Annotated in this window: 13 protein-coding genes and 1 pseudogene; 10 read left to right on the top strand and 4 right to left on the bottom strand. The window is 71.6% G+C overall.

All coding sequences use genetic code 11. From position 1 onward, the window contains the following. Positions 1–1,278: a protein kinase domain-containing protein gene (locus tag IE294_RS40000; protein WP_189894305.1), complete on the top strand. Its 1,278-nt coding sequence runs from the start codon at positions 1–3 to the stop codon at positions 1,276–1,278. Between the two features lie 127 nt (positions 1,279–1,405). Here the strand turns inward: IE294_RS40000 and IE294_RS39995 are convergent, their stop codons facing one another. Continuing rightward, positions 1,406–2,698, bottom strand: coding sequence for a ThuA domain-containing protein (locus IE294_RS39995; protein ID WP_189894304.1), 1,293 nt, complete (start codon positions 2,696–2,698; stop codon positions 1,406–1,408). A gap of 271 nt (positions 2,699–2,969) precedes the next feature. Between IE294_RS39995 and IE294_RS39990 the strand changes: the two genes are divergently transcribed. After that, a complete protein-coding gene (locus tag IE294_RS39990) occupies positions 2,970–3,740 on the top strand; it encodes a GNAT family N-acetyltransferase (RefSeq protein ID WP_189894325.1) in 771 nt (256 codons plus the stop codon). On the opposite strand, the gene IE294_RS49930 is transcribed toward IE294_RS39990, so the two are convergent. Then, complete coding sequence (locus tag IE294_RS49930; RefSeq protein ID WP_229917824.1) at positions 3,697–4,020, bottom strand: hypothetical protein; 324 nt, start codon at positions 4,018–4,020, stop codon at positions 3,697–3,699. The two genes, IE294_RS39990 and IE294_RS49930, sit on opposite strands and share 44 nt — an antisense overlap. A 218-nt stretch (positions 4,021–4,238) precedes the next feature. On the opposite strand from IE294_RS49930, the gene IE294_RS49445 reads away from it, so the two are divergent. The 7 genes from IE294_RS49445 (at position 4,239) to IE294_RS39950 (ending at position 9,924) form a co-directional block, all read left to right on the top strand. Continuing rightward, positions 4,239–4,478, top strand: a complete 240-nt coding sequence (locus tag IE294_RS49445; protein WP_306433517.1) for a hypothetical protein — start codon at positions 4,239–4,241, stop codon at positions 4,476–4,478. A 223-nt stretch (positions 4,479–4,701) separates the two neighbouring features. Beyond that, positions 4,702–4,992, top strand: coding sequence for a DUF6355 family natural product biosynthesis protein (locus IE294_RS39975; protein ID WP_189894303.1), 291 nt, complete (start codon positions 4,702–4,704; stop codon positions 4,990–4,992). A 322-nt stretch (positions 4,993–5,314) separates the two neighbouring features. Then, complete coding sequence (locus tag IE294_RS39970) at positions 5,315–6,568, top strand: PucR family transcriptional regulator (RefSeq protein ID WP_189815172.1); 1,254 nt, start codon at positions 5,315–5,317, stop codon at positions 6,566–6,568. Between the two features lie 313 nt (positions 6,569–6,881). Next, the gene (locus tag IE294_RS39965) at positions 6,882–7,751 is read left to right on the top strand and encodes an alpha/beta fold hydrolase (RefSeq protein ID WP_229917822.1); all 870 of its coding nucleotides are present in this window, start codon (positions 6,882–6,884) and stop codon (positions 7,749–7,751) included. A gap of 86 nt (positions 7,752–7,837) precedes the next feature. Then, a complete protein-coding gene (locus IE294_RS39960) occupies positions 7,838–8,653 on the top strand; it encodes a helix-turn-helix domain-containing protein (protein ID WP_229917820.1) in 816 nt (271 codons plus the stop codon). A 193-nt stretch (positions 8,654–8,846) separates the two neighbouring features. Beyond that, the gene (locus tag IE294_RS39955; RefSeq protein WP_189894301.1) at positions 8,847–9,563 is read left to right on the top strand and encodes an alpha/beta fold hydrolase; all 717 of its coding nucleotides are present in this window, start codon (positions 8,847–8,849) and stop codon (positions 9,561–9,563) included. A gap of 79 nt (positions 9,564–9,642) precedes the next feature. Next, a complete protein-coding gene (locus IE294_RS39950) occupies positions 9,643–9,924 on the top strand; it encodes a WhiB family transcriptional regulator (RefSeq protein WP_189894300.1) in 282 nt (93 codons plus the stop codon). Positions 9,925–10,071: 147 nt separating this feature from the next. On the opposite strand, the pseudogene IE294_RS39945 reads toward IE294_RS39950, so the two are convergent. Continuing rightward, positions 10,072–10,191 (bottom strand): annotated as a pseudogene (locus tag IE294_RS39945) (Ig-like domain-containing protein); the annotation flags it as partial. A 12-nt stretch (positions 10,192–10,203) separates the two neighbouring features. Then, complete coding sequence (locus IE294_RS39940; RefSeq protein ID WP_189894298.1) at positions 10,204–13,521, bottom strand: phosphodiester glycosidase family protein; 3,318 nt, start codon at positions 13,519–13,521, stop codon at positions 10,204–10,206. A gap of 414 nt (positions 13,522–13,935) precedes the next feature. Here IE294_RS39940 and IE294_RS39935 point away from each other — a divergent pair, with 414 nt between their 5' ends. After that, positions 13,936–14,517, top strand: coding sequence for a DoxX family membrane protein (locus tag IE294_RS39935; protein WP_373315933.1), 582 nt, complete (start codon positions 13,936–13,938; stop codon positions 14,515–14,517). The last annotated feature ends 562 nt before the right edge of the window (positions 14,518–15,079 follow it).

Genomic DNA, 15,079 nt, shown 5'->3' with positions numbered 1-15,079 from the left:
ATGCCGTCCTCCGTCACCCTGACCCCCGACGGCGCGCCCACGGCCGCGGCGTACGTCTTCACCCACCGCACCACCTGCCTGGTCGGCCGGGCGAGCGAGTGCGGGATCCGGCTGGCCCGCACCGAGACGAAGGTCTCCCGGCACCACTGCCTGCTCGACGTCAATCCCCCGCACCTGCGGGTGCGGGACCTCGGCAGCCGCAACGGCACCTACGTCAACGGCGAACGGCTGCCGTCGGGCTCGGCCGGGCGGGACCTGGCCGACGACGACGAGATCCGCGTCGGCGGCGCGGTACTGCGCGTCTCCGTCCAGGCGGGGGAGCCCTCGCCGGCGCGCGCCGACGCGCGGGACCCCGTCGACGCACTGCACACGCTGCTCGACGCGGCCGAGGCCGGGGAGCCGGGACTCACCGGCATCCGCGGCTACCGGCTGCTCCAGGAACTCGGCCGCGGCGGACAGGGCGTCGTCCACCTCGTCCGGAACGAGGAGACCGGCGAACTCCTCGCCCTGAAGACCTTGCCGGCCCACCGTGCCGTCGACCCCTCAGCCCGCGACGGCTTCCTGCGCGAGTTCGCCTGCACGCGCGCCCTGCGCCATCCCCACGTCGTCGCCTTCCACGGCGGCGGCGTGCACGACAGCACCTTCTACTTCACCTGCGAGTTCTGCCGTCTGGGCAGCGTCGCCGACCTCGTGGCCCGCGCCGGCGGCAGACTCGGCGTGGACCAGGCGGTGGGTGTGACCCTCCAGGCGCTCCGGGGACTGCACTACGCGCATGCGGCCAAGGTGCCGGTACGGCTGGCCGACGGGACCTCGGCGACGCACCGGGGACTGGTGCACCGCGACATCAAGCCGCAGAACCTCCTGCTCACCGGGGCCAGGGACGGCGCGACCGTCAAAGTCGCCGACTTCGGCCTGTCCAAGGCGTTCGACAGCGCCGGCCTGTCCGGCCACACCCTCACCGGTGCGATGGGCGGCAGCCTGGCCTTCATGCCGCGGGGCCAGGTCATCGACTTCAAGTACGCGCTGCCCGAAGTCGATCTGTGGGCGATGACGGCCTGTCTGTACTGGATGCTCACCGGCTCGCCGCCACGGGACTTCCCGGCCGGTGCCGATCCCGTCGCCGTGGTCCTGCGCGAGCCGGTCGTGCCCGTACGCGACCGGCTGCCCACCCTGCCCCGCCGACTCGCCGCGGTCATCGACACCGCTCTCGTCGACACGCCCCGTATCACCCTGACCAGTGCGGCCGACCTGGCACGCGCCATCCGTCAGGCGCTGTGAACGAGGCACCCGCCCGCGGGCGGGTGCCGCGACGAGTGCCGCCCCGATGCGGTGTCCGCGGCTGCGCGGCGGACGTGGCACCGGGGCGGCGGTGTCCGGCCAGGGGGGCGGGTCCGGGGCCGAGTGATCAGGGCTGGGCGGCCAGTTGGAAGCTCTGGGCGGCGGAGCCGTCACATGTCCGCTGGGTGAGCTGGACGCTGTCGGCGGCCGTGCCGGACGCGGTCAGGCACTTTCCGCTGTGCCGGGCGGTGAAGTGGTACCGCCCGGTGGCCTCTTTCACCGGCAGCCACTGCTGGTTGGTGCCACCACCGTAGGACCACAGCTGCAAGGGGGCGTTGTCGGCTGTGGAACGGTCGACGACGTCGATGACCTGCTGCGGATTGCCGCGAGCGGCGATGCGCGTGTAGCCGCTGTCGGTGGAGCGGAACTGGAACTGCTGTGCCGTCGTGGAGTTGCAGGTGTACTGCTGGATGACGGTCCCGTTGGCGGTGCCGGCGGCACGGGCGTCGACACACGTCCCGTTCCCGGCGTTGCTCAGCGTGTACCAGGCGGTCTCGGAGATGCCGTCCGCGGGCGGCTGGGACGATGCCGCTCCGCCCAGCCACTTCAGCCCGTCCAGGATGAACTGGTTCTGCGTGGCGCTGGCGAAGGTGGACGACAGGGCCGTGTTGGTGTCGTAGTTCATCGCGTTGTGGCCGAAGTTCGCGTACAGCATCTTGTACTTGGTGTTCGTCCACAGGATCGGGTAGTACCCGCTGTACCAGGTCTGGTTGGGGTCGGTGCCGAGCGGGAAGCTGCTGGGGTCGACGGAGGCCAGGATCTTGATGTCGGGGTTCTGGCGCAGGTCGTTGGACCAGCTGTACCACTCGCTCACCGACGAGGTGAAGGTGGCGGGCAGGTTCCGGGTGGAGGGGTGCGTACGGTCCTCCACACGCAGGACGGCCTTGGTCGGTCCCCAGGTGTTCGAGACGAAGTTCCCGCTGCCCAGGAACTGGTTGTGGTACCACGGCCAGCTCTGCGCGTCGGTGGTGAAGGCGGAGACGTGGAAGCCCATCCAGGCGCCGCCGTTGCGCATGTACTGCTCGAAGCCCGCCCGCTGGGCGGCCGACTGGGGCAGGTCGTCGAGGAAGAGGACCACCTGGTAGTTGTTGACACCGCCGTTCGCCAGGAGGTCCCAGTTGTTGCTGGCGGTGTAGGTGAAGCCGTTCGCGGCTGCCTGCTGCGGGAACCACTGGTTGGCTTCGTGGACGAAGCTGATGTGTGCGGCGTCATAGGTGCCGTTGTACAGCGCCAGTACGCGGAAGGGCTCCGCGGCCGGCGCGGCCTGGGCGGGTGGCTGTGCTGTCAGGCTGACCAGGGCCGCGAGGAGAAAGGCCAGCCACATGGGGATGCGTGCCACGCCGGATCTCACCTGTTGCATCCGATGCTCCCTTCTCGGCCGGGCCCGGGAAGGGGGCCAGGCATGAACGAAGGCGTTCATGAACGTGAGTGCTGGTCGTATGCGTAGATGCTGTTGGCCGGTGAACCTAAAGGTCTGGACCAGACCAGTCAAGAGCCGACGACAAGAATGTCCCTGGCAGACCAGATGCGTTAAGCACTTGTAGCCAACGGACAGGGATAGGCTGCGACAACTTCACTGCTGAGGAGGCGATGTGACGGATCGTGAGAGCCGTGCCGAGTCGGTCGAATCGATGGAGCAGCTCGCCGTGGTCTGGCGCTCCATGGTGCTCGACCGTGACACGGACGCCGATGTGCGGGACCTCCCGGGCATCGCCGTCCGCTGGGCCGACTGCCGGTTCTCCTTCTGGAACTGCGTCACCTTGACGGACGTCGACGCGGACACGGCCCTGGTCCGGGAACGCCTGGGCCAGGCGGCGGACATCATGCGCGCGAAGCGGCACCCGGGATTCCTGTGGCTCTTCGAGGACCTCCTCGGCGGCGAGGCGCGCGCGGGCGTACGGACCGCGGCCGAGGAGGCGGGCCTTGCGTACGCCTTCCCCGGCACCGGCATGGCCGGCGACCTCCTCCCCATCCCCGAGCCGTCCCACCCGGACCTGACGTTCGTACGCGTGAGCACCGAGGAACACGTGCGGGCGTACGCGGACCTGAACTCGCGCGCGTACGGCTTCCCGCTGGAGGACGGCCGCGACGGACTCCTCGGCTCGGCGCTGTGGAAGCACCAGGTGCATGCCTACCTGGGGCTGCGGGACGGTGTCCCGGTGGCGTGCGCCGGAGCCGTCGAGGCGGAGGGCCGCCTGTTCGTCGTGCTGGTCGCCACCTCGCCGGACTGGCAGCGCAGGGGCTACGGGGAGGCGGTGACGCGCAAGGCTCTGTACGAGGGCTCCCGGGCCACCGGCCTGACCCGCGCCACACTGCACGCGACCGAGGCGGGAGCGCCCGTGTATCCCCGCATCGGCTTCAGGCCGAACTCGCCGATCCACTTCTACACGCTGAAGCAGTGACCGACCCCGCGCCGGGTGCCAGGCGTCGGTCCAGTGCGTCGAGGGCCGTGATGATGCCGGCCGGCTCGGCGCGGCTGGTGTAGTCGGTGTTCACGAGGGCCCGGCGGATGGTGTCCGCCCGGTCGATCACGTACGTCGCCGGCAGCGGCAGGGTGCGCGGGTGGCCGCCGTCGAAGAACGTCAGGACCACGGGGCCCGTGGCGAGCAGGTCGTCCAGGGCGACCGTCCGTCCGGCCGCCGACGGTGAGGGCGCTGACGGCGGGCCGCAGGGTGATGTCACGTTTCCTGGAACAAGGACGTCGTGACCGCGACCGGCCTCAACCGGTCCAGCCTGTACGCCGCCTTCGGCGGCAAGCAGGAGCTGTATCTCGCCGCGCTCCGCCGCTCTGTCGAGCGGCGGTCCCAGCCGGCGTTCCGTCGGCTCGCGCGGGACGACCGCGGACTGCCCGCCGTCGGGTCTCCCACGCGCACGCCGGCGCCGGGAACGGCGACCCCGGCGTGCGCGCGCTCCTCGACCAGCACCACCAGGAGGTGCGGGACGCGATGTACACGGCGCTCGTCACGGCCCGGACCCATGGGCAGCTCGCCACAGGGGCCGGTCCGGCAGCCGCGGCCGACCTGCCGGCCCTGCTCGCCCACGGAGTGAACCTGCGCTCCCGCGCGGGCGCCGGCGCCCAGGCGCTGAAGCGGACGGTGACGGCGGCACCGGACTCCCTCGGCCGACGAGCCGCGGCCTGAGGAGAGCGGCCCCTTCGTTCGGCGGCCGGGGGCAGTTCCGGGGCGCGCGTCCGGATACGTGACCCGGATGGCGTACCGAGGAAATGATTCGGCGGGTGAATCGGGAGGGCAGGAGGCGTACCGGGCCGGCGCGGTCCGTGAGCATGGGCGCGTGCCCGCCCGGCCGGCCCCGCCGTCCCGGCGGCACGTCTTCCTCCCTCCCGCATCCCACGAGGAGTTCGTCGTGCGTGTCCGTCGTCAGCTCACCAGTACTCTCGGTTCCTTCGCCCTCGCGTTCGCCTTCCTGGGCGCCGGCACCGCCACCGCGACCCCGGCGGCGGCCGATCCGTGCGGCTTCTACGAGACCGGCTCCGACGCCTACTACAACCACTGCACCTCCGACGGCTCCCACGTGGTGATCAAGGTCGAGGTGGCCCTGGCGCCCGACTACGAGCGGTGCGTCGCCCCCGGCAAGACCTGGCTGGGCTCCGCCACCAAGATCCAGGGCGCCCACTACGTGGGCCGCACCTGCTGACCCTGGCGCGTCACTCCGGCCCCGTGTTCTCCGAGCGCACCGGGACTGTCCCGTGAGTGCACTCTTGCGCGGGTGCCGGCCGACCCGCCACGGCAAGAACGCCGGCCCTTCTGTGCGCTCGGGGACCAGGGGCGGTGCGCTCTGAGGCAATCACCCGGCGTTTCCCCGCCCCGGCGGGGCCGCCGACGCGTCCGTACGCCTCCGTACCGCCTCCACCCGGCAGCTCCCGCGGCCCCCGGCAAGGTCTTCCGCACCTTGTTGAACATTTGAACCTCTCCTTCCACGCCTTGTAGAAAGACCGGGGCAGAGGGAGGGAGACGCCATGGCCGAGCGGCGACTGCGCGTCCGGGTGGGCAGCGACGCGCTCCAGGAACTGATCGAGGAACTCGCGGAACGGCTGGAGCGGTCCGTGGTCGTCGACGACCCCCTGGTACGGCTCATCTGCTCCAGCCAGCACTTCGGCGACGAGGACCCGGTCCGCATCCGCAGCCTGTTGCGGGGCCGGGCCGACGACGTCGCCATCCGGTACGTCCTCGACCAGGGCGTCGCCCGCTGGACGAAGCCGGGGTTCATCCCGGGCCGCGACGACCTGGGGCTGCTCACCCGCTACTGCGTTCCGCTGCGCGAGCGCGGCGAACTGCTCGGCCTGCTGATGGTCGTCGCGCCGGAGGGAACGCTCACCCGCGAGGAGACCGACCGTGTCGCGCAGGCGGTGCCGGCGATCAGCGCCCAGCTTCGCGCGGACCAACTGGCCGCCTCCGCCGACGAGGTGGACCTGCACGAGACACTGCACTCCCTCTTCGGCACCGGCGAGGCGGCCCGTGCCGCGGCGCGCCGGCAGATCCTGGACGGCGGCGTTCTGCCCGACGCCCCGCACGCGGTGGTGAGCGTCGTCCAGGTCTCCCGCTCGGTGGAGCCGCCGGGACAGGTGGAGATCGCGCTGCGCGCGTCCCTGGAGAGGTTCCTGCGTACGCGCTCGGCGGACGGCGCCATGGCCGCCACGCCGGACGGCGCGGTCCTCCTCCAGGTCTCGGCCCGGCCGTTGACGGCACAGGAACTGGCAGACCAGGCCACGGCCGTCCGGGAGGCCCTCGCCGCCTACCTGGAAGCCTCGGCCGCCCCCGTCCTCGGCATCGGCGGCACCCAGGACGGCCTCGCCGACGCCTGGACCTCGCACGCGCAGGCCCTGGTCGCGTCCCGCGCCGCGCGCCGGCTGCCCCACCTCAAGGGCGTCGGCGCGTGGGAATCGCTGGGCGAACTCGCCGTACTCCTTCAAGTACCCGACCACGCCCTGACCCCGTCCCTGGTGCCCACACCGCTGCACCGGCTGCTGGACAGCCCCGGCGGCCAGCGGCTGGTGGACACTCTGCGGTGCTTCCTCGAACACGCCGGGTCCATCCCGCGCACGGCCGAGGCCCTTCAGATCCACCGCACGTCCCTGTACTACCGGCTGCGCCAGATCCAGGAGATCACCGGCCTCGACCTCGACAGCGGCGGTGACCGCCTGGTCCTGCACCTGGGCCTGCGCACCCTTGAGCTGCTCCAGGCGGAGACCGATGTCCAGGCCGCCGTCTGACCGGGCCGCCTCCCGGTGCGCGAGAACGCGGCACCCCACCGGTGCCGGGCGGAACCGGGCCCGCCCTACAGAGTGAGGAAATGCGCGCCGGCCGATCACTACGCGGCGCCGGGGTGCGGTACCAGCCCCCTACAGAATGACGAAGATTCCGCCGGTCGATCACTACGGAGCGCGGTGGTGCGCGAGGTGTCGGGTGGCACAGAATTCCGGTATGCGGGAGCCGTGCTGAGGCCGGCTCCGTGAAACAGAAGCAACTCGCCGACGCGGAGCACGCCGTAGCGGTGGAGCACGAGGAAGGATTGACGTGGGGGCCGTGGAACAGCTGACGACCGGCGACGGAGTGCGCCTGGTGTACCGGGACAGCGGGGGAGAGGGATTCCCTCTGGTCATGCTGCACGGCTGGGGACAGACGCAGGAGATGTTCCGTCACCAGGTGCGGGGACTTTCCCCCGCGCACCGCGTCATCACCCTGGATTTCCGGGGGCACGGGGTGTCCGACAAGCCGTACCACGGTTATCGCGTCGCTCGTTTCGCGGCCGATGTGCTGGACCTCGTCGACCACTTGGGTCTCGACCGGTTCGACGCCCTGGGCTGGTCGATGGGGGCCTCGGTGTGGTGGAGCTTCGTCGACCAGTACGGCACCGGCCGTCTCCGGCGCTTCGTCGCCGTGGACCAGCCCGCGGCCGTCGCCGCGGTGCCGTGGATGTCGGTCGAGGAGCAACGGCAGTCGGGTGCCATCTTCGACGTGGCCGGTCTGCTCGCGCTCGGTGCGGAGCTCGCCGGTCCGGGCGGTGAACAGGCGCGATACGAGTTCGTCCGCGGCATGTTCTCCGGTGACCCCGACCCCGGGATCCTCTCCTTCGTGGCCGAGCAGATCAGAGCCACCCCCGCGCACGCGGGAGTGCCGCTGCTCTTCGACCACTGTGCCCAGGACTGGCGGGACGTGCTGCCCCGTATCGATGTGCCGACGCTGGTCATCGGATGCGACGGCAGTCATGTCCACCCGCGCTCGCAGCAGTTCGTCGCCCAGCGGATCCCGGGCGCGCGACTCCATGTCTTCCCGGCCACGGTGGCCAACTCGCACTTTCCCTTCCTGGAGAATCCGCCGGCCTTCAACGACGTCGTCGGCGCATTCCTCTCCGAGCAGCCGGATCCGGTGGATCACACCGACGTGGACGTCTGAATCCGCCTTCCGGCTTCCTCTTTGGAAAACCGAACATGAAAAAGAAGCGACGGGAGCCCGATGTGACCCGGTCGATCACCCCTGCCATGCCCGAAACCCCCGAACACGAGCCGTCCACCACGGCCCCGGGAAATGATTCAGGCCCATTCATCAACCTGCCCTGGCCGACCGTCGGCGACGACGACCACCTGTATCTGGCCGTCAACGTCTCCGACGAGACGGTGCTTTTCCCGCACGATTCCCCTCTGCGGTTGGAGCCCGGTGACATCGTCATCGGCGCCGCCTTCCGCCGCCCCCAGCTCCTTTCCAGCGGCGAGAAGCTGGCCCTCTTCCGTATCCCCCTGTGCCTGCTGGACGCGTCGGCGGCCGATCTGCACGAGGTCTCGCACACCCGCCTCAGCGGTCGGAGCGGCCTGACGTCGCTGGTCTCGCAGTTCCTGACCGCACTCGCCAGAACGCCGCGCCACCAGCGCCTGACCGGCGGCCGTCGCCTCGCCCTGAACACGGCCGACCTCGTGGCCCTCCTCGTCGGGGACGTCCTCCAGACGCGCGGCCGGCGCTCCGCACCCGGGGCCCAGGAGATGCTGGCGCGGATCCAGCAGCACATCCAGGACAACCTCATGGACCCGGACCTCGCGCCCGAGTCGATCGCCCGGGCACACCACATCTCGGTGCGCTACCTGCACAAGCTCTTCCAGTCCGGCGGCACCACCGTGAGCGCCTGGATACGGCAGCGCAGACTCGACGCCTGCCGCGCCGAACTGCGCGGGCGGCGCCGTACCGTGGCCGCCGTGGCCAACAGCTGGGGCTTCGCCAGCCCCTCCCACTTCAGCCGTCTCTTCCGGCAGACCTACGGCATCACCCCCAAGGAGTGGCAGGCCGCCGTGTCCTGCGACGCCTGAGCCGGCCACCCGCCACCGCCAGACGCACCCGCGGGCCCGTCCGCCGGCATCTCCCGCCGCCGCAGCCCCGCATCCCACCACCGCCCACGAGGCCATCCATGCGAAGCCGTCGAGGCCGCCGGGCACGCCAGCGTCCGCCCCCTGGCCGGCCACCCCTCGCCGACACACCCGTGAGCCGGGAAGGAACACCGCCATGCCCCCAACCCCCACCGTCGTCCTGGTTCACGGAGCGTTCGCCGACACGGCGATCTGGTTCGGCGTCGTCGCCGAGCTGCACAGCTACGGCATCCCGGTCGTCGCTCCGCCGAACCCGCTGCGCGGCCTCGCGGCCGATGCCGCGCGCATCGCGTCGCTGGCCGCGCAGATCGACGGCCCTGTCGTCCTGGTCGGGCATGCCTACGGTGGCGCGGTGATCACCGTCGCGGGCACCGCCGACAACGTCGTCGCCCTGGTCTACGTCGCCGCCCATGTGCCGCAGGAGGGGGAGAGCCTCGGCGAACTCCAGGGCCGTTTCCCCGCCGCCGGACCGGCGGGCGGCCTCCGGCGGTGGAGCTACCCGGTCCCCGGTGGCGGAGCGGGCGTCGAAGTGACCCTCGGCGTGGAGACGTTCGCGGCCGTGTTCGCCACCGATGTCTCGGCCCCGGTCGCCGAGGTGCTCGCCTCCTGTCAACCTCCGCTGGCCCTGGCCGCTGTCGAGGAGAAGGCCACTGCCGCCGCGTGGCGGACCAAACCGTCGTGGGCCCTGGTGGCCGGCGCGGACCGGGTGATCGCCCCGGATGCGGAGCGCTTCGGTGCCGCGCGGGCCGGGGCGACGGTGGTCGAGATCGACGGTGCCTCGCACGCCGTCACCCTCTCGCAGCCCACGGCCGTGGCCCGGCTCATCCGCGACGCCGTCCACGCGGTGAGCTGACCCCGCATGCGACCGCCCGCGCGGCCCCCCTGCCAATCCCCCCCCGCATGAGACCGCAGCCGAAAGGAAGCACCAGCCGATGACGACGCAGCTCAAGCCGCTTCTGCGGACGTGGGAATGGCAGGCCGAGGCCGCCTGCCGGGGCATGGACAGCTCGGTGTTCTTCTCACCGCCCGGTGAGCGGGGCTCCGCGCGGCGCCGGCGCGAGCAGAGGGCGCAGGAGATCTGCCGGCAGTGCCCGGTGCGCGTTCCGTGCGCGGGATTCGCCGCGACGTCCGAACAGCGGTACGGCGTGTGGGGCGGCAGCACGGAGGCCGATCGCCGCGCCGCCCCCGCCACCCCGGACACGCCGAACCCCTGAACTTCCAGTCTCGGCGTGGGCCGTCGGCAGCACGGAGGCGGGGCGCCCTGATCCGCGCGGTGAGGCCGGTCGGCCGGCCGGCTCCGGATGCGGTCCCGGTGGGCCGGGGTGCCCGAGGAGACCCGGGCACCCCGGCCGTGGGTCAGGTCACCGGACGACGACCCCGGTACGACCCGTGACACCGCCGGCGGTCACCGAGACGGTGACGGTGCCGGGGCGGTGGGCGGTCAGGGCGCCGGTGGCGGGATCCACCGAGGCGACCTTGGGATCGCTCGACGTTCAGACGTGGGAGACCGGGTCCGCGACCGGGATCGTGAGCGGCGCGATGTTGTCGCCGCCGATCTGCTCGCCCGTCGCGCTCAGGTCGATGCGGTCGCCCTGGGCGACGGGGTCCTTCGGACCGTGGACCGTGATCGACGCGAGCGCCGGCTCCACGGTGTACTGGAGGTCACCGTCGTCACCGATCCGGATCAGCCCGAAGTGGTAGATGCCGCCCTGGTCGGCCGGCGCGTAGGCCGGCATGCCGAGGTCGGCGAAGGTGAACTGCGGGATGCCGCCCTCGTCGGCGGTCACGCTCCGCCCCTCGGGATCGAGGATCTGCTCGGCGAAGCCGCGGGCGTGACCGTACATCATGATCACGTGCTGCTCCGGGTGCGCCTGCTGGTAGCGCTGCACCAGCCGCAGATACATACGGGCCTCCCAGCGGTCCGTGAACTGGCTGTTCGCGGCAGGGTGCGGGTCGTAGGCGGGCATGTGCGTGACGACCAGTACGTCCTTGGCGGTGGTGTCCGTCAACTGCTGGACCAGCCACGGGTACTGGGCGCCCTCCGGGTCCTGGAACGGGTCCGAGGACTGAAGGCTTCCGTGTGAGTTGTCGGTGACGATCAGCCGCGCCGCGCCCTGGGTGTAGGCGTAGTGGGTGTCGCCGAACGTGTCGCTGTAGTTGCCGTTCTCGGCGTCGGCGCCCTGGGTGATCTCGTGGTTGCCGACGATGTCACGCTCGGGAATGCCGAGCGCGTCCATCTTCGACTTGGCGAACCGCAGATCCGGGAGCTTGCCGTCGTCGGCCATGTCGCCGAGGAACTGGGCCGCGTCCGGCCGGGCCTGCGGGGCGAGTGTGGGCAGCCGCCCGGCGATCGAGTCCATCACGTTGCTGCTCACCGACCCGGGGTCGGAGGCGAGCAGATGGGCGTCGTCACCGGTGAGGAGGGTGGTGCCGCGCCTCGCGAAGTCCGCGGAGTCCTCCTCGAAGGAAAGCCACGCCGGATTCTCCGGGACGGCGTGGTACGCGGGCGCTGTGACGGGCCGCGGAGAGTACAGGGCCTGGAGGCCCGCGACGTTGAGCGAGCCGCTGTAGGGGGTGCTCGGGCTGATCGCCAGGAAGTCGATGAAGCTGATCGTCAGCGGGAACTGCATGCCGGCGGGCAGCTGAGCGACCGCCAGGTGCCAGTCCTTCCAGGTGACGTACGTCGGGTAGAGCGTGGTCGAGGAGCCGTTGACGCCGATGTACTTCTCGGCGAGTTCGATGCCGTTGCCGTCACCCTTGATCCACACGCCGATGCCGGTGGGGACCTGGCCGTTGTTCGTGTCGGTCCTCAGGGTGGTCTTCGGGGAGAGCACCAGCTGCTTCACGCCGGACCCGGCCGGCATCGAGTAGTCCAGCCTCAGCGATCCCGGCTCGTCGGATCCCGGCGGGACGACGCCCGGGTCGGCGGCCAGGGTGGCGGGCTTGCCGGTGGTGTTGTTGCTGAGCCGCCAGACGTCCAGGCTGGTCATGGGGTCGATGACCTTGTGGACGCTGCCGACGGCGATCGACGTGCTGCCGGTGGCGCCCGCGACCGTCGCGGTCACCTCGGCGAGCCCGCCGGCGTCGGCGTCGGCGGTGAACAGGCCGTGGGCGTCGACGCTGCCGAGACCCGCCGGGCTCACCTTCCAGGTGGCCGCCTCGGCGGGGATCCGCACCTGGTCGCCGTCCTTGTCCGTTGCCGACACGGTGAGTTGCTGGGTGGCGCCGTTGTCGAGGTCGGCCTTGTCGGGCGCGACCGTGAGGGTCTTTAGCCTGCCGACGACCTCCAGTTTCCCGGCGGCCGAGGCCGTGCCGTCGGAGGCGATGATCCGGCCCGTGCCGGTGCGGTGCGGGGTCAGCACGCCGTTGTCGTACGTGGCGAGGTCGGCGGGCTCGACGCGGACCCGGACGTGGCCGGCCGCCGGGTTGGCGAACCGGTCGACGGCGTACACCGGGAGCGGGACGGAGCCGCCGGCGACGGTGGTGAGTGTCTTCCCGCCGTTCACGACGACCTTGACGGCCGGTCCGGACTCCTTGGCGGTGGAGTAGAAGAAGATGCCGTTGGCGACCGGGCGTTCGGTGTTGCCGGGCAGGTCGGACGGCGTGTTGACGACCTCGGCCCGGTCGGCGCCGGGAGCACCGCTGACCATGGTGGTGGAGCCGCCGCCGTCGAACAGCATGGCGGTCCAGGCGCCGTGGGCGACCAGGTAACCGGCGACCTCGTCCCTGGTCACGCCGAAGGCCGTGGCAGCGCCGCCATGGCCGTCGACGGCGACGACGACGGCGTGCTCGCCGTCCTTGGTGATACCGACGGCCGTCTCCGGGTTGGCGCCGCTCGGCGGGGTGCCGGTCGGGTCCCGGTAGACCTTGCCGTCCTTGACCAGGGTGTCGACACCGCTGATCAGCTGGGTGACATCGTTGTCGGGGGAGAGGCGGGTGGCGATGCCGACCGTGTCACCGGTGTGCAGGCTGTCGGCGAGCCACTGCCCGCCGTCGCCGGCGCCCAGCAGGCCGAGCCGGCCCTCGGCCAACCGCGGCACGGTGGTCACGCCGGTCCGCACACCGTCCACGACGAAGCCGCCGTCCGTGGCCCGGCCGAGCACCAGTGTGGACGGCTCGGCCAGGTCCGGGGTCTCGCCGAGATCGGGGGTGACCTCGGTGATGCCGCCGGTCGACACGTCGTTCACCGTGTTCACCGAGGTGAGCGAGCGGGTCGCGGAACCGGCCGTGACGGTGCCGGAGAACGTCTGCGGGCCCATCACCATGGTGCCGTCGGGCTTGACGCCCAGCTGGGAGGCGAAACCCGGCTTGGGGCTCTTCAGCATGTGCCCGTCGGAGACGATGCCGCCGAGCGGGCGTCCACTGCCGTGGATCTCGAAGTAGTCGCCGTTGACGCCGGCCACCGCGCCGGTGCGCCGGGCCATCGAGGACGGCGTCTCGTCCGCCGGGTCGGTGAGGGTGTCACCGGCCTCCACCATCCCGACCCGGAGATTCGGATCGGTCAGATCAGCCGTGAGTACCTGCATGTGCTGGCGACCGCCGACGGTGTCGTAGGTCTCGCTGTAGTGCCGCAGCCCACGGGTGACGGTCTCGGCCGGTGTACGGGTGTGGTTCACCACCACCGGCCAGTTCTGCGGTGTGTCCGGCAGCCAGTCACGGTGCGCCGTGTTCCGGGACCCTGCCGGGTCGGCGGCGGAGCCGAAGGCGGTTCCCGCCCCGCCCACGGCACCGGCGAGCACCAGCGCCAGCGCCGCCGCCACCGCGGTACGGCGTGAGCCGGCCGCCACGGGTCTCTTGTTACGAAGTGTCATCACGCGTTTCCTCGAAGACGTGCGCGCCGATGGTCACCGACGCGCACGACCACCGCACACCGGTGCGGCGGAGCACAGGTGTCCGGACCCGGTGGCGAAGATGACCATCAGGAGCGCGCCCACGGACCTTCGGTCACACGGCGTTCACCATCGAGGTGGGGGCGCCGAGGCGGTGTCGCTGTTCTGCCGGAACGCTGTCGGTGTCGCGCCGCGAGCGGTGTGCCGTCGGCCCGGCCGCCCACCTCGGTGTCGGACCTCCCAGATGCACAACGCGGCCCGCACGGCAAGGATCGCTTGTGAGGCGTGTGTGCCCTGCGCTGGTGTGCGGCGCGCGCACCCACACGTCATCGGTCGCTCGGCATCCGCGCGAGCTGGGGGAAACGCCCGTCTCGGCGCTCCAACCGGACCATTGTCATGTTGATCAAACGCATCCTGAACCGTTCTCCTCAGTCCCCGCAGTCGACAGCGCACCCCACCGCCACGGCGCCCACGGCGAGGGCCACCGGGCCGATGGTGACCGCGGCCGACTGCGGGCTGCTGCTCCTCCGGCTGACCTTCGGCCTGTTCATGGCCGCGCACGGCGCTCAGAAGGTCTTCGGTCTCTTCGGAGGTGGCGGCCTGACCGCGACCGGCAAGGCCTTCGAGTCCCTGGGGTATCGCCCGGGCAAGCTCTTCGCCGTGATCGGGGGCCTGTCGGAGCTGCTCGGCGGTCTCGGTCTGGCGCTGGGGCTGCTGACCCCGCTCGCCGCTGCCGCCCTGATCGGCGTCATGATCAACGCGATGGTCACGGTGACCGCCGCCCACGGCCTGTGGGACACGTACGGCGGTGTGGAGTACAACGTGGCGATCGCCGTCGCCGCCTTGGCCGTCGCCGCCATCGGCCCCGGCCGGCTGGCCGCTGACCGCTTCCTCCCCTGGGGCAGGGGCGGCTGGACGGAGGCGGCCGTCGCCCTCGGCCTGGGCGGCATCGGCGCCGCGATCTCACTCAGCGTCTAACGCCCCTCTGGGGCGGCTGCGCAGCGGATGAGCGGGCCCTGCCGACGGAAGGCGCGCTCGAAGACGGCTCGGTTGTCGAGTCGGCCACACGAGCGAGGAGGCGACCGCCCTGACAGGCGTCCGGCCCCAGCCGTGAGAGCCGGTGATCCCGTCCAGGACCAGCCGTAGACCCGCGTCGGACGTCGCCGTCGGATCGGTGGGGTCGGCCTCGGTGACGAAGCGGCCCGGCCGCGGGTGTCGCCCGGTCGCCGGCGTCCGGGTGGATACGCGCCGGACCCGGCCTGCCGACGACTCTCGTCTGTCCGATCTCGCGCCGGATCGCGCCGGATCGCTCCGGTCGCGTAGGCGCTCACCGCTTCTGCGGCCCGCGCCACGGCGTCGACGTCGGGCAGGACCCCGGTCAGGGCGGTGAGGGTGGTCTCCATGTGGGCCGGCGCCTGCGGCCCGAGGTGGGGTCGGCCACCGGGCAGGCCGGCGGACCAGGGGTGGTGCAGCGCGGCGCCGCAGGCTCGTGACCCTGATACGTCCGAAGGCACCGCGGATGGCCGAACGGCTGGTCGAG

The organism is Streptomyces canarius, from assembly GCF_014650735.1.
Classification (GTDB): domain Bacteria; phylum Actinomycetota; class Actinomycetes; order Streptomycetales; family Streptomycetaceae; genus Streptomyces; species Streptomyces olivaceoviridis.
The sequence above is the reverse complement of the archived record's forward strand: the minus strand, read 5'-3'. Positions and strand labels throughout refer to the sequence as shown.

Coding starts and splice junctions, on each gene's coding strand:
- IE294_RS39940 (WP_189894298.1), bottom strand. CDS start 13,521: ATGACACTTCGTAACAAGAGACCCGTGGCGGCCGGCTCACGCCGTACC.
- IE294_RS39990 (WP_189894325.1), top strand. CDS start 2,970: ATGGAGCAGCTCGCCGTGGTCTGGCGCTCCATGGTGCTCGACCGTGAC.
- IE294_RS39960 (WP_229917820.1), top strand. CDS start 7,838: ATGCCCGAAACCCCCGAACACGAGCCGTCCACCACGGCCCCGGGAAAT.
- IE294_RS39950 (WP_189894300.1), top strand. CDS start 9,643: ATGACGACGCAGCTCAAGCCGCTTCTGCGGACGTGGGAATGGCAGGCC.
- IE294_RS39955 (WP_189894301.1), top strand. CDS start 8,847: ATGCCCCCAACCCCCACCGTCGTCCTGGTTCACGGAGCGTTCGCCGAC.
- IE294_RS40000 (WP_189894305.1), top strand. CDS start 1: ATGCCGTCCTCCGTCACCCTGACCCCCGACGGCGCGCCCACGGCCGCG.
- IE294_RS39995 (WP_189894304.1), bottom strand. CDS start 2,698: ATGCAACAGGTGAGATCCGGCGTGGCACGCATCCCCATGTGGCTGGCC.
- IE294_RS39935 (WP_373315933.1), top strand. CDS start 13,936: ATGTTGATCAAACGCATCCTGAACCGTTCTCCTCAGTCCCCGCAGTCG.
- IE294_RS39970 (WP_189815172.1), top strand. CDS start 5,315: ATGGCCGAGCGGCGACTGCGCGTCCGGGTGGGCAGCGACGCGCTCCAG.